A 12,954-nucleotide genomic window follows, 5' to 3' on the forward strand; every position below is an offset into this window, starting at 1 on the left:
CGCGCCATTAGATTAGCCAATGATGTCTGGCCTACAAAATAAGCAGAAGGGATAAGCATGGCGCTTACTGACCAGTCCACCCGTATCCGCTCTGGCGAAGAACTCGATGCCAGCCTGATTGATCCGTACCTCAAGGCACACATTCCGGGCCTGAGCGGCTCCCCGGCGATCAGCCAGTTTCCCGGTGGTGCGTCGAACCTGACTTATCTGCTGGAATACGCGCAGCAGGAGTTCGTCTTGCGCCGGCCGCCGTTCGGCCACAAGGCCAAATCCGCCCACGACATGGGCCGCGAATTCCGCATTCTCAATCAGTTGCGCGACGGCTTCCCGTATTGCCCCAAAGCCTATGTGCACTGCACCGACGAATCGGTGATCGGCGCAGAGTTCTACGTGATGGAGCGGGTCAACGGAATTATCCTGCGCTCGGAACTGCCGCCGGAACTGGGCCTCGATTCGGCGAAAACCGAAGCACTGTGCAAGGGCTTCATCGACCGCTTCGTCGAACTGCACCAGGTCGACTACAACGCTTGCGGCCTGGGCGATCTGGGCAAACCCGAAGGCTACGTGGCCCGTCAGATCAGAGGCTGGAGCGAACGCTACGAAAAAGCCCTGACCCCGGACGCGCCTCACTGGGAAGCGGTCAAAGCCTGGCTCAACGAAAAGATGCCAGCCGATCACCCAACCTCAAGCATCGTCCATAACGACTATCGCTTCGACAACGTCATCCTCGACCCGCACAACCCGATGCAGATCATCGGCGTGCTCGACTGGGAACTGACCACCCTGGGCGATCCGCTGATGGATCTGGGCAACACCCTCGCCTACTGGATCGAAGCCGACGACCCGGCGCCAGTGCAACTGATGCGCCGCCAGCCGAGCCACGCACCGGGCATGCTGACCCGCCGCGAATTCGTCGACTATTACGCCGAGCGTTCGGGCATCCAGATCGACAATTTCGACTTCTACTACACCTACGGTCTGTTCCGCCTGGCCGGCATCGTGCAGCAGATCTACTACCGCTTCTACCATGGCCAGACCCAGGACAAACGCTTCGCGCAGTTCATTCACATGAACAAACTGCTGGAGCAGATGAGCTTGCAGGTCATCCAGAAATCAAGCCTCTGATCCAGGCCCTCCAACAAAAATTTTCACAAGGGAATCCCATGTCCAAGACTCAGTTGTTCGACCTCGACGGCAAGATCGCTTTCGTCTCCGGCGCCAGCCGTGGCATTGGTGAAGCCATTGCCAAACTGCTGGCCCAGCAAGGCGCCCACGTGATCGTCTCGAGCCGCAAACTCGACGGCTGCCAACATGTCGCCGACGCGATCATCGCCGCTGGCGGCAAAGCCACTGCGGTTGCCTGCCACATCGGGGAAATGGAGCAGATCAGCCAGGTGTTCGCCGGGATCAAGGAACAGTTCGGGCGCCTGGATATTCTGGTCAACAACGCCGCGACTAACCCACAGTTCTGCAACGTGCTGGACACCGACCTCGGCGCTTTCCAGAAGACCGTCGATGTGAACATTCGCGGCTACTTCTTCATGTCCGTGGAAGCGGGCAAGCTGATGCGCGAAAACGGCGGTGGCAGCATCATCAACGTCGCGTCGATCAACGGTATTTCGCCGGGCGTGTTCCAAGGCATCTATTCGGTGACCAAAGCAGCGGTGATCAACATGACCAAGGTCTTCGCCAAGGAGTGCGCGCAATTCGGCATCCGCTGCAACGCCCTGCTGCCGGGTCTGACCGACACCAAATTCGCCTCGGCACTGGTGAAAAACGATGCGATTCTCAAGCAAGCATTGACGCAGATCCCGCTCAAGCGCGTGGCGGATCCGAGTGAAATGGCGGGGGCGGTGCTGTATCTGGCGAGTGATGCGTCGAGCTACACCACTGGGGTTTCGCTGAACGTGGATGGTGGTTTCCTGTCCTGATACTCGAGGCAAACAGCTGACCCTGTGGGAGCGAGCCTGCTCGCGAAGAGGCCATGTCAGTCAACCTATTGGTTAACTGAGATACCGCTTTCGCGAGCAGGCTCGCTCCCACAAGGTATGTATTTCATTCATCAAGCACTTTGGGCAATTGCCAGCACAACCCGAGACTTGCGCCCCGCCGGCGTTATTGAGTGACACAACGGGTAGTAGTGATATGTCGAGTCACCTGCTCGTCGACATAAGCATCCCCCGCCACCTCAGTGTTCTCGATGACCTGACAAGTACGTTCCGGCGGTGGAGGTGGCGCTACAGGTGGAGGCGGCGGCGGACTGGCACAACCGGCCAACAACGCCACGCAAAAAGCCAGTGACGACGGCAAACACACGCGTTTCCCAAGACTGTTCATAGGACGACCCGCGATAAAGGGGAGACAAACTTCCGCGACCAAAACGCCCACGGAAAACCTGACCACTCATTCTTTATAGACGAGACCTTCGCGAGCGCCAGTAAACCGCAGGTGTGCGGGGCCATTGGCTGTCGATTTTGCGTTGGGATTCGAGAGCCTAAGACTTAAATCTCCCGTCGCCAGTCAGGCCGCCATCGCTGACAACCCAGCCCCACGCACAAGCAAATGCCTAGGCCAGATCAGTATCCCGAGAAGAGCGCAAAGAATTACTCTCCAACTCATACCGCAATTCATCGATCAAAGCCGCCACCGACTCAGGCGTACGCAAGGCATTGAGCTTCAAGCCACTGATCACCAGATCGACCTGCCCCGACACCGGGTGATAAAGCTTTACCGTCAGCGAATGATCGCCATCCACCGAACACTCACACGCCAGCGGCGCAAAACTGTGCTCAAGCTGGGCGCGCAACTGCGCAAGATTGATCATTGAGGCCGTTCCTTAATCTGTATCGAAGGGACGCGATCCCAAGCCGAAAAGGCTTGTACCGCACTCCAACAGACTAAAAAAAGTGTCCTCGCCCCAACACATCAATTTGCACCCTGCCCACTAGTGCATTTGCACCTAACGTTGCCCCTTGGTGCGCCACTCACCGGAAAACAGCCCGCGCTCCCGCGCCCACACAATCGCCTCGCTGCGGCTATGCACATCGAGCTTGGAATACACCGTCGCCACATGATTGCGCACAGTGTTCGGCGCCAGTTTCAAGCGCGCCGCAATCTCCTTGTCCGCCAGGCCTTCGCAGATCAGGCCAAGCACATCACGTTCCCGTGCCGTCAGATCGGTGAACGACACGCTCGGCAGTTGCGGTGAATTGATCTTCTTCACATTCGCCAGTTTTTCGATCAGCGTACGACTGAACCAGGAGGCGTCTTTCATCACCTCCTCAATCGCAGACACCAGTTCAAGCTCGGTACGTTTGCGCTCGGTGATGTCCATCAGCACCAGCAGGTAGCACGGTACGTCGTGAATGTTGACGGTATCGGCGGACACCGCGCATTCCAGCAGATCGGCATCCCTTTTGCGCACGCGCAAATCCACCCGGTCAACCCGACCGCTTTTTGCCAACGCCGTCAGCAGGCGATTCCGGGCGCCTTCGTCGTCGATAAAGTCCAGTTGCGTCACGGTTTTGCCCAATACGTCATCACTGGTATAGGTCAGGGAATCGAGGAAAGCCTGATTGACGTCCATGATTTGCTGATCGTCGGCCGTGCAAATCAGAATCGGCACCGGGGTCAGTCGAAAAGCCGTGGCGAAGCGTTCCTCGCTCTGGCGCAGCGCCACCTCAGCCCGGCGGCGCAGCTCCACATCAACGAAGGAAAACAACATGCATTGCTCATCGTTGAGCAGCAGGGGTTGCCCGGCGACAATCACTTGCTTGCTGCTGCCATCGGGCAGGCGCAACTCGGCCTGCATCTGCGGAATGGTCGCCACGTCGCGCAGGCGCTGGATGGCCAGATCTCTTTTCTCGGCCTGCTCGAAAATGTCTATTTCATAGGCCGAAGTGCCGATCACTTGGTCGCGGGTATAACCAGTCATCTCCAGAAACCCCGGATTGACCTTGATGTAACGCAAGTCGCTGAGACGGCAGATCACCGCCGGCGCCGGGTTGGCGTTGAAGGTTTTTTCGAAACGCAGCTCTGCGTTGGCCCAATCGGTGACGTCGCTCATGATCAGCACCAGCGACTCTGGCTGCCCTTCGCGGTCGGTCAGCACCATGCTGCGCACGCTATGAACCCAGACGCGCTCCGGATCATCCACCGTGAACACCTCGATCAAGACGTCACTGAAGACTTCGCAACGCGCAACGCGGCTGATCGGATAGTTTTCGGGCGGCACCATATGATTGTTGCGATAGCGCAGGCTGAAGCGCTTGGCGTACTCGTCGGCATTCGTGCCCAACTCGCCGATCCGGCTGACGCCGTGCATGGCCAGCGCCGCTTCGTTGGCCCAGAGGATGCTCTGATCGAGCTCGAGCAAAATCACACCGTCGGACAGCCCGGCGATGATCTGCTGCAACTGACGACGATTGGTTTCGCGGGTCAGGACTTCCTGGCTCATTGGATCTCCACAAGTGATACGCCCATGTGAAGGTTACGACCGCGCGGCACCGAGATCGTGCGCCGCGACGTTGCACTACGCATATCCCCTTGTATTCGCACGACAGACACCCTGTAGGAGGTTCAGGGGGGTTCGCGCAATTCACGCAGGGTATCGAGAAACAGCTTGAGCACCGGCGAAGCATCATCCGCGCGATACGTGACGTACAGCGGCACTTCCGGCAACGCCGGGGTCAGGTTGCGGAACACCAGGCCCGCCGGCGCCAACTGTTCGATGGACGCTGGCAACAGCGCCACACCAAAACCCGCACGCACCAGGCTGAGCAGGGTCTGCACCTCGATCACCTGCTGGCGAATCTGCGGCGTGAAGCCGGCCTGAATGCAGCACTGGTAGAGGAAATTGGCAAACCGTGACTGCTTCAACTCCATCGCCACAAACGGCTCCAGCGCCAGATCCGCCGGGGCCAACACGTCGCGACCAGCCAACGGATGATCCGCTGGCATCACCACATGGATCGGCTCGTAGATCAGCAATTCATTGCGCAATTGCGGGTCGTCATAGCCCACGCGGAACACGCAGGCGTCGATGCGTTTCTCCTTCAATGCCTTGACCTGCGCCGCCGGGGTCATTTCATGCAAACGCCAGGTGACGTGCGGATAGCGCTCTCGGAAAAGATGCAGCGCCTTGGGCAGCACGCCGACCATCACCGAGCTGATCATGCCGATTTCCAGCTCACCGAGCTGCCCGCGCCCGGTTTGCCGGGTCAGGTCCAGGGCGCGTTCAAGCTGTTCGAATACCAGCGGCGCCTGCTCCTTGAGCATCTGCCCCGCAGCAGTCAGCTCGACGCGATGATGACTGCGCTCAAACAGCGGCGTGCCGAGTTCCTCTTCCAGCAGACGAATCTGTTGGCTCAACGGCGGCTGACAGATGTGCAGCCGCTCGGCGGCACGGCCGAAATGCAGTTCATCGGCCAGGGCCATGAAATACCGCAGCAGACGCAGATCCATGGCCGTTTACCCCAGACTCAGCGGTGTCGAGCGCTGACGCACACCGGTCAGCGCGAACAGCGCATTGGCGATGGCCGGCACCACGGACGGGCTGCCCAGTTCACCAACGCCGCCGGGTTTACTCGGCTCGCCGTCCAGCACAACGATGTCAGTGGCCGGCATGTCGGACATGCGCGCCACGCGATAGTCGTGGAAGTTGCTCTGCACCACCCTGCCCTGTTTGATATCGAGCTTGTCAAACAACGCATGGCCCAGGCCCCACATCAGGCCGCCGTAGATCTGCTCCTCGACACCGCTCGGCGACACGGCCAAGCCACAATCGACCACGCAGGTGAGTTTTTCGACCCGGGCTTTGCCATCGACGGTCGTGACCCGCGCCACCACGGCGATAAAACTGGTGTAACCCTGATTGGTCGCGATCCCCAGCGCCGTGCCCGGCGGCAATGGTTGGCACCATCCGGCGCGCTCGGCGGCCTGCTTGAGCACCGCTACATGACGCGGTCGCTCCTGCATGTTGGCCAGGCGGAAGGCCAGCGGATCAGCACCCGCCGCGTGGGCCAGTTCGTCCATGAAGCTTTCCACGGCGAACACGTTGGGAATGAAACTCACCGAGCGATACCAACCGCTGGGCACGTTGCTTTCATGCCTGACCCAATTCAGTTGCAGATGCGGTGGACGGTAGGCGAAGTCCCAGGCTGTGATGGCTTCGGTGGTGCTGTAATCCATGTGATCCGGGCGCTGGAAGTAACCCGGCTCCCACTGCTCGGGCGAAGCCGGCGAAACAGCGTGCAATTGCAATGCGGCGAGTTTCCCCTGAGCGTCCAGTGCACCTTTGATCCGGTTCAGCGTTGCCGGGTGATAGAAGAGCGCGTGCATTTCGTCTTCGCGGCTGTTGAGCAGCTTCACCGGCACACTGGTTTTCTGCGCCAGATAGGCCACTTCGAACAACCAGTATTTGGCCTCCCGCGCACCGAAACTGCCGCCGGAAACCAGCTCATGGATGGTGACGCTGGCCTTCTCGATCCCACACACGGTTTGCGCTGCTTCCAGCGCCGAGGACGGCACCTGCACGCCGCCCCAATAGGTGATTGCCTTGTCTTTCACGTGTGCCGTGATGCAGATCGGTTCAAGCGGGTTTTGCACCTTGTAGGGCATGGTGTAATCGGCTTTGAGCAGCTTCGCTGCGCCCGCCCATTGCCCGGCGACATCGCCTTGAGTCATGGCAACGACGGTTTGCGCTTGCGGATCGCCGATGGCTTTGGCCTGGGCGCTGAACAACTGGTCGCTGTCGAATCCGGCCAGCGCCGAATCGCTCCACTGGATGTCCAGTAGCTTGCGCCCCTCCTGCGCCGCCCAGTACGTATCGGCCAACACCGCGACACCTTCCAGATTGCCGCCCAGCACATCGGGCCGCCCGGGAATCGCGATCACTTTGCGCACCCCGGGCACCCGTAACGTTGCCGCCGAGTCCACGCTGACCACTTTCGCGCCCACCACCGGCGCACGCTGGATCACCGCCACCAGCATCCCTGGCAATTGCACGTCGATGCTGTACATGAACTGCCCGCAGACCTTGGCTGCCGCGTCGCGTTTATGCCGTAGTTTGCCGATGTATTTGAACTGCGATGGATCCTTCAGCGTGACCTTGTCGGGTGCCGGCAGATGCGCCGCCACGCCGACAAGTTCGCCGTAGCCCAAGCTGCGTTTGCTCGAAGGGTGCACCACCCGACCTTCTTCGGTGGAGCAACTCTCGGGCCTGACTTTCCACTGCTTGGCCGCTGCCTTGATCAACAACGCCCGCGCCGTGGCACCGGCCATACGCAAGCGGTCGTACTCCAGCGAAACGCTGGTGCTGCCGCCCGTGGAGAAGACTTTCCAGATCGGGTGAATGTAGGTTTCGAAGAACGGATCTTCCGGGGTGATCACCTGCACGGTCATCGGATTGACATCGAGTTCCTCGGCGACACACGCGGCCAGCGCGGTATGCGTACCGGTGCCGGAATCGTGCTTGTGCACCACCAGTTTCACCGTGCCGTCGGGCAGCACGCGCACCCAGGCATTGGGTTCGAATTCGCTGGCCGGTGCCGGGGCCTTCGGGTCAGTCGCCGCCATCCCGCTCGGCAGATACAAGGCTATCGCCAACCCGGAAGCGACCGTGACCGCTTGCTTGAGAAACACCCGGCGCGGCAGTTCGGCACAGCTATCATCGAGAAAGCTCATCAAGCCTCCTTCGGCGTATTCGCCGCGCGTTTGATGGCTTTGTTGATACGCCCGTAGGTGCCGCAGCGGCAGATGTTGCCGGACATGGCATTGCGGATCGAATCATCAGTCACTGCCGCACCGGTGCTGAGCAACGCAGCCGCCGACATGATTTGCCCCGATTGACAGTAGCCGCATTGCGGCACATCTTCGGCGACCCAGGCCAGTTGCAACGGATGGTTTTGCGTCGGCGACAGGCCTTCGATCGTGGTAATGCTGTGGCCCGCGACGGCGGCCAGCGGCAACTGGCAGGAACGCACGGCTACACCGTCCAGATGCACGGTGCAGGCACCGCACAGGCCCATGCCACAACCGAATTTGGTGCCGGTGAGTTTCAACTGATCACGCAAGACCCATAACAAGGGCATGGTGGGGGACGCTTCATCCAGCTCGCGTCGTTCGCCATTAACCGTGAATGTAATCATTGTCAGGCTCCAAGAGAGCGGCCCGTCTTTGTGCGGGCCTGGTCACCGAATATTGGAAGCCACGGCAATCTGCGGCCAGCGACGATTTCTGCCAACCGGTGTAAGCAGGACTAACAACATGTACAAGCGATACCCGTCGGTGCAGTCCATGAGCGCGTTTATTCACGCGGCGCGCAGCGGCAGTTTTTCCAGCGCGGCGCGCAAACTCGACCTGACCCACAGCGCCATCAGCCAGCAGATCCGTGCGCTGGAGGATTTCATCGGCCAGCCGTTGTTCGTGCGTGAAGGTGGCGGCAGCAACCTGACGGACGCCGGGCAGTTGTTTGCCAGCGTGCTGTCGGACGGGCTGGCGCAGATTGATCGGGCGTTGTCCTCAGTGAAAAACCGCAGCGTGGCGCAACGCCTGACGCTGGATGTCGACAGTGAACTGGCGCAGAGCTGGCTCAATCCACGCCTGCCGCAGTTGCTCGATGGCCTGCCGGATTACGAAGTGACGCTGCTGTCGATGCCGCGCAGTGATCGCAGCACGTTTGAACGGGTCGATCTGGCGTTGCGTTACGGATATGGCGATTGGGAAGACTGTGAGATGACGCAAATCTGTGGCGACCGGGTGATGGCGGTGGCCTCGCCTGAGTTGCTGGAACGGCATGGATTGCAGTTGCCATTGAGTCCGGCGCAAGTGCTCGAGTTACCGTTGCTGGGGTATACGCGGCGCTCGTGGATTCCTTGGCTGGATGCTGCCGGGATGACACCGACCGAACCCACGGCACGGGTGATTTTCGATAACGCGGCGAATCTGATTGCCGCTGCCGAGGCTGGCGTCGGCGCAGGACTGGTGCGTGGATTACTGGCCGCCGATGCCTTGCGCAGCGGACGGTTGGTGGCGTTGAACGAGGCGCAGATTGCGGCGCATTACAACCTGTATGCCGTGTGGCCGCAGGGCCAGGCAGAGCGCGTGTCGCCGGTGGTTGAGGTGATCAAGCAGTTGGCCCAGCGAACACAATCCTGACGCCATCGCTGGCAAGCCAGCTCCCACAGTTTCTGTGTTGCGACGCAGATCGGATTAACACCTCGATCATTGTGGGCGCTGGCTTGCCAGCGATGAGGCCAGTCCCATCACCGCAAAACCATATCGAACGCATATCACCACCGCTCCCAATTAATATTGTACGAACCCCTCCCCCCTTTCCAATACTCGCCCTCAGCAGCCACCCACCCGGGCCGGATGCGACCAGGCGAGGGAATGCGTGCACGTTGCGCATAGAAATGGCCGATTGCCCGGGACGTGGATGCCGAGAGCCGCAAGGCTCCCTTCCCCGCTATCAGGAGATCGACTTCAATGATCATCGATATCAGTTGCTATCCCACCGACCTGGTGGACCTCGCCTGGAGGCATGACGGTGACCCGTTCACCGGCGAGCGTCTGCTGGAGATGATGGATGGCCCCTACATGGTCAACGGCAAGCCTCGCCGCATCGACAAAGCCTTCATCCAGCCGCCGCAAGGCAACACCATCTACACCTGGACCGACGGCGACCTGACCGGCCGTGAATCCATCGACGCCTACATGGCCTACACCCTGAAAATGGTCCAGACCTACCCGGACCGGTTCATCGGCTGCTTCGTCTACAACCCGCGCTGCGGCGTGGAAAACGGCGTCGAGGCGATCGAGCGCTACGTCAAGGAGCACGGCTTCAAGATGGTCCAGATGCAGGCCAACATGCACGCCTATCGCCCGGACCGTGCGCTGGACTGGGTGCGTCCCTGCTTCGAGAAATGCGCCGAGCTGGGCATCCCGGTCAAGCTGCACACCGGCGACGGGCCGTACAGCATCCCGTCGGAATGGGTGCCGATGATCAAGGAGTTTCCCAACGTCGATTTCATCATGGCCCACTTCGGCGTGCAGACCGGCGGCGTCTACGTGTTCGAGCCGATGCAATGGGCGATGGAATTGCCCAACGTCTACTGCGAGTCGGGCTGGTGCCTGCAATCGCGGATCGTCGAATTCGCCAAGGTCCTGCCGACGCACAAAATCCTCTTCGGCACCGACACCCCGCCGAATGAACCGGGCATGTGGCTGCGTCTGCTCGAAGTGCTGTGTCATGAGCCGCCGCAGGGCCTCAACCTCGACGAAGACATTCTCGAAGAGTACCTGGGCAACAACACCGCGCGGATGATCGGCCTTGAGCCAACCCCGCCACCGCGTTCCGTTTCCGAAGCAGAGGCGCAACTCAAGCGTCCCGTCACCACTCAACTGGCCAGGAGCTGAACCGATGATCATCGACACCCATCTGCACCCCACCAACCTGGTCGACGAGGCCTGGCGCCACACCGGCGAACCGTTCACTGGCGAGCGCATGCTCAAGTTGATGGACGGCCCGTACATGATCAACGGCAAACCACGCCGCATCGACATGGGTTTCATCCAGCCACCACCGGGCAACACCGGTTATCGCGACGGCAACCGCCGTGGCCGTGAGGGCGTGCGCGACTACATGTCGTACATCGCCGAACTGTGCATGAAGTACCCGGATCGCTTCATCGGCAACTTCAACTTCAACCCGCGCTGGGGGCCGGAAAACGGTGCGGCGGAGCTGGAATTCCACATCAAGGAATACGGCTTCAAGATGCTCAAGCTGCACGCCAACATGCACGGCTATCGCCCGGACCGGGCGCTGGACTGGCTGCGTCCGGCGATGAAGGTCTGCGCCAAATACAACATCGTGGTGCTGATCCACACAGGCGATGGCCCGTACACGATTCCAACAATGTTTTACCCGATCATCCGTGAATTCCCGATGGTCAATTTCATCATCGGCCACTTCGGTATCCAGACCGGCGGCAACTACTCGTTCGAAGCGTTCTGGATGGCGATGGACACGCCGAACGTGTACTGCGAATCGGGCTGGTGCTTCCAGTCACGGATCGTCGAGTTCGCCAAGGAGTTGCCGCGCAACAAGATTGTGTTCGGCACTGACTCACCGCCGAACGAACCGGGCATGTGGCTGCGTGAGCTGGAAGTGTTGTGCTCGCCAGCGCCGCAGGGTCTGGGGATCGATGAGGATCATCTGGAAGACTACCTGGGCAACAACATTGCCCGCTTGTGCGGGATCGAACCGACGCCACCGCCGAAGGATCTGGTCGAGGCCGACATACGCCTGACCACCACGTATCTCTAGCCACACACAACCCATTGTGGGAGCGAGCCTGCTCGCGAAAGCGGTGGATCAGTCGCCATCAACATTGAATGCAAAACCGCATTCGCGAGCAGGCTCGCTCCCACAGGGGCCAGTGTTAAGACCGACACACAGCGACTTTACAGGCACGAAGATGACCCGGCGTTCGCTCGACCGGCAGGCCAACGGCTTGTCGATCGAACGCCCTCTCACCCCTGCGTGCCTGCTTTTTACGAGGTGAAACCATGACCCGTTCGACGCTCGGCGATTCTCAGGATTTTCACGTATTCATCGATGCCTATCGCCGCGAGTACCCGGACGATGTGCTGACCATCACCCATCCGATTTCTGCCGATCAGGACGTCACTGCCCTGGTCGATGCCCTCGCCGCCCAAGGCCGCGATCCACTGTTGATCTGCGAGAACGTCGGCAACCTTGGCGTGCCTGTCGCGACCAACCTGTTCGCCTCCCGCACCCGCATCGCCCGGTTGTTCGGCGTAACCCCTGCGCAACTGCACGAAAGCTTCCAGACCCGCGCCAACCGGCCAATCCCGCCGCGCTATGTAGAAACCGGTCCGATCCTCGATGAAGTCTTCGAAGGCGAAGCGCTGGATCTGGCATTGCTGCCGATGCTCAAGCATTTCGACAGTGATCGCGGGCCGTACATCACCAACGCGATCATCATCGCCGAAGACCCGGTGACCGGCATCGCCAACATGAGCTACCACCGCTCGATGCGTCATGCCCGTCAGGCCCTGGCCACCAGTCTGCACTCACGCGGGCACCTGTGGCGGATGCTGCAAACCGCTCGCGAACGTGGCGAAGAACTGCGCGTGGCGATGGTGGTCGGCGCGCATCCATTGTTCATGCTTGCCGCTGCGGCGCGCCTGCCCTATGGCAGTGACGAACGTGCGGTGGCCGGCGGCTTGTTTGGTGCACCGCTGGAGCTGGTGAAAACCCCGCGCTATGGCATTGGTGTTCCGGCGTATGCCGAGTTTGTGCTGGAAGGCGCCATCGATCCGGCGGCCTACGCCGAGGAAGGCCCATTCGGCGAATTCAGTGGTTACTCCTCGGATCGCTCGACCAACAATGTGCTGCGCGTCGACACCCTTCTACGGCGCAAGGACGCCTGGCTGGTCGATGTAATGGGCGGCCGCTACGCCGAGCATCTGACGCTTGCGCGCCTGCCGCGGGAAGCGGAAATGAGCGAGAAGCTCAGGGCACGTTTCCCCGCCGTCACCGCCGTGCACTACCCGAATTCCGGCACGCATTTTCATTGCTACGTGGCACTGGATCAGAGCCGCGACGGCGAGGCGCGGCAGATCATGCTGGCCCTGCTCGGCTGGGACCCGTATCTGAAAACCGTGATCGCGGTGGACAGTGATATCGACATCAGCGACGACAGCCAGGTGCTATGGGCGCTGGCCACGCACTTCCAGCCGCATCTGGATATTTTCACCATCGACGGCTTGCCCGGCAGTCCGCTCGACCCGTCGTCCTCGGTCAATGGCACCACCTCGCGGATGGGGCTGGATGCAACGCGCGGTTCCGGGTTCGACGGGATCAAGGCGCAGCTCGATCAGGACGTACTCGAACGCGCGCGGCAACTGCTCAAGGGGTTGGAATCGTGA

The 12,954-nt window shown here is 60.5% G+C and carries 11 protein-coding genes; 6 read left to right on the forward strand and 5 right to left on the reverse strand.

Features of this window, described 5'->3' with window-relative positions:
• Positions 1-57 precede the first annotated feature (57 nt).
• A complete protein-coding gene (locus H8B20_RS14765) occupies positions 58-1,125 on the forward strand; it encodes a phosphotransferase family protein (RefSeq protein WP_210623676.1) in 1,068 nt (355 codons plus the stop codon).
• Positions 1,126-1,163: 38 nt separating this feature from the next.
• Positions 1,164-1,931, forward strand: a complete 768-nt coding sequence (locus tag H8B20_RS14770) for an SDR family oxidoreductase (RefSeq protein ID WP_042559635.1) — start codon at positions 1,164-1,166, stop codon at positions 1,929-1,931.
• A 635-nt stretch (positions 1,932-2,566) separates the two neighbouring features.
• Here the strand turns inward: H8B20_RS14770 and H8B20_RS14775 are convergent.
• The 5 genes from H8B20_RS14775 to H8B20_RS14795 form a co-directional block, all read right to left on the reverse strand.
• Positions 2,567-2,824, reverse strand: coding sequence for a DUF1652 domain-containing protein (locus H8B20_RS14775; protein ID WP_047301839.1), 258 nt, complete (start codon positions 2,822-2,824; stop codon positions 2,567-2,569).
• 135 nt (positions 2,825-2,959) lie between these two features.
• On the reverse strand, positions 2,960-4,456 hold the full coding sequence (locus H8B20_RS14780) for a helix-turn-helix transcriptional regulator (protein ID WP_210623678.1): 1,497 nt from the start codon (positions 4,454-4,456) through the stop codon (positions 2,960-2,962).
• A 122-nt stretch (positions 4,457-4,578) separates the two neighbouring features.
• Positions 4,579-5,463 (reverse strand): LysR substrate-binding domain-containing protein, encoded by an 885-nt coding sequence (locus H8B20_RS14785; protein WP_210623679.1) that lies wholly within the window; start codon positions 5,461-5,463, stop codon positions 4,579-4,581.
• A 6-nt stretch (positions 5,464-5,469) separates the two neighbouring features.
• On the reverse strand, positions 5,470-7,683 hold the full coding sequence (locus H8B20_RS14790) for a xanthine dehydrogenase family protein molybdopterin-binding subunit (RefSeq protein WP_210623680.1): 2,214 nt from the start codon (positions 7,681-7,683) through the stop codon (positions 5,470-5,472).
• Positions 7,683-8,147, reverse strand: coding sequence for a (2Fe-2S)-binding protein (locus H8B20_RS14795; protein WP_210623681.1), 465 nt, complete (start codon positions 8,145-8,147; stop codon positions 7,683-7,685). The genes H8B20_RS14790 and H8B20_RS14795 overlap by 1 nt, the downstream gene beginning before the upstream one ends.
• A 118-nt stretch (positions 8,148-8,265) precedes the next feature.
• Here H8B20_RS14795 and H8B20_RS14800 point away from each other — a divergent pair, with 118 nt between their 5' ends.
• The 4 genes from H8B20_RS14800 (at position 8,266) to H8B20_RS14815 (ending at position 12,954) form a co-directional block, all read left to right on the forward strand.
• Positions 8,266-9,156: a LysR substrate-binding domain-containing protein gene (locus H8B20_RS14800; protein WP_210623682.1), complete on the forward strand. Its 891-nt coding sequence runs from the start codon at positions 8,266-8,268 to the stop codon at positions 9,154-9,156.
• Between the two features lie 330 nt (positions 9,157-9,486).
• A complete protein-coding gene (locus H8B20_RS14805; protein WP_210623683.1) occupies positions 9,487-10,416 on the forward strand; it encodes an amidohydrolase family protein in 930 nt (309 codons plus the stop codon).
• A 4-nt stretch (positions 10,417-10,420) separates the two neighbouring features.
• A complete protein-coding gene (locus tag H8B20_RS14810) occupies positions 10,421-11,326 on the forward strand; it encodes an amidohydrolase family protein (RefSeq protein ID WP_034152486.1) in 906 nt (301 codons plus the stop codon).
• 242 nt (positions 11,327-11,568) lie between these two features.
• Positions 11,569-12,954, forward strand: coding sequence for a UbiD family decarboxylase (locus H8B20_RS14815; protein ID WP_210623684.1), 1,386 nt, complete (start codon positions 11,569-11,571; stop codon positions 12,952-12,954).

This window comes from Pseudomonas sp. P42, assembly GCF_017973755.1.
GTDB lineage: Bacteria > Pseudomonadota > Gammaproteobacteria > Pseudomonadales > Pseudomonadaceae > Aquipseudomonas > Aquipseudomonas iridis.

Coding starts and splice junctions, on each gene's coding strand:
- H8B20_RS14770 (WP_042559635.1), top strand. CDS start 1,164: ATGTCCAAGACTCAGTTGTTCGACCTCGACGGCAAGATCGCTTTCGTC.
- H8B20_RS14795 (WP_210623681.1), bottom strand. CDS start 8,147: ATGATTACATTCACGGTTAATGGCGAACGACGCGAGCTGGATGAAGCG.
- H8B20_RS14780 (WP_210623678.1), bottom strand. CDS start 4,456: ATGAGCCAGGAAGTCCTGACCCGCGAAACCAATCGTCGTCAGTTGCAG.
- H8B20_RS14765 (WP_210623676.1), top strand. CDS start 58: ATGGCGCTTACTGACCAGTCCACCCGTATCCGCTCTGGCGAAGAACTC.
- H8B20_RS14775 (WP_047301839.1), bottom strand. CDS start 2,824: ATGATCAATCTTGCGCAGTTGCGCGCCCAGCTTGAGCACAGTTTTGCG.
- H8B20_RS14800 (WP_210623682.1), top strand. CDS start 8,266: ATGTACAAGCGATACCCGTCGGTGCAGTCCATGAGCGCGTTTATTCAC.
- H8B20_RS14790 (WP_210623680.1), bottom strand. CDS start 7,683: ATGAGCTTTCTCGATGATAGCTGTGCCGAACTGCCGCGCCGGGTGTTT.
- H8B20_RS14810 (WP_034152486.1), top strand. CDS start 10,421: ATGATCATCGACACCCATCTGCACCCCACCAACCTGGTCGACGAGGCC.
- H8B20_RS14815 (WP_210623684.1), top strand. CDS start 11,569: ATGACCCGTTCGACGCTCGGCGATTCTCAGGATTTTCACGTATTCATC.
- H8B20_RS14805 (WP_210623683.1), top strand. CDS start 9,487: ATGATCATCGATATCAGTTGCTATCCCACCGACCTGGTGGACCTCGCC.
- H8B20_RS14785 (WP_210623679.1), bottom strand. CDS start 5,463: ATGGATCTGCGTCTGCTGCGGTATTTCATGGCCCTGGCCGATGAACTG.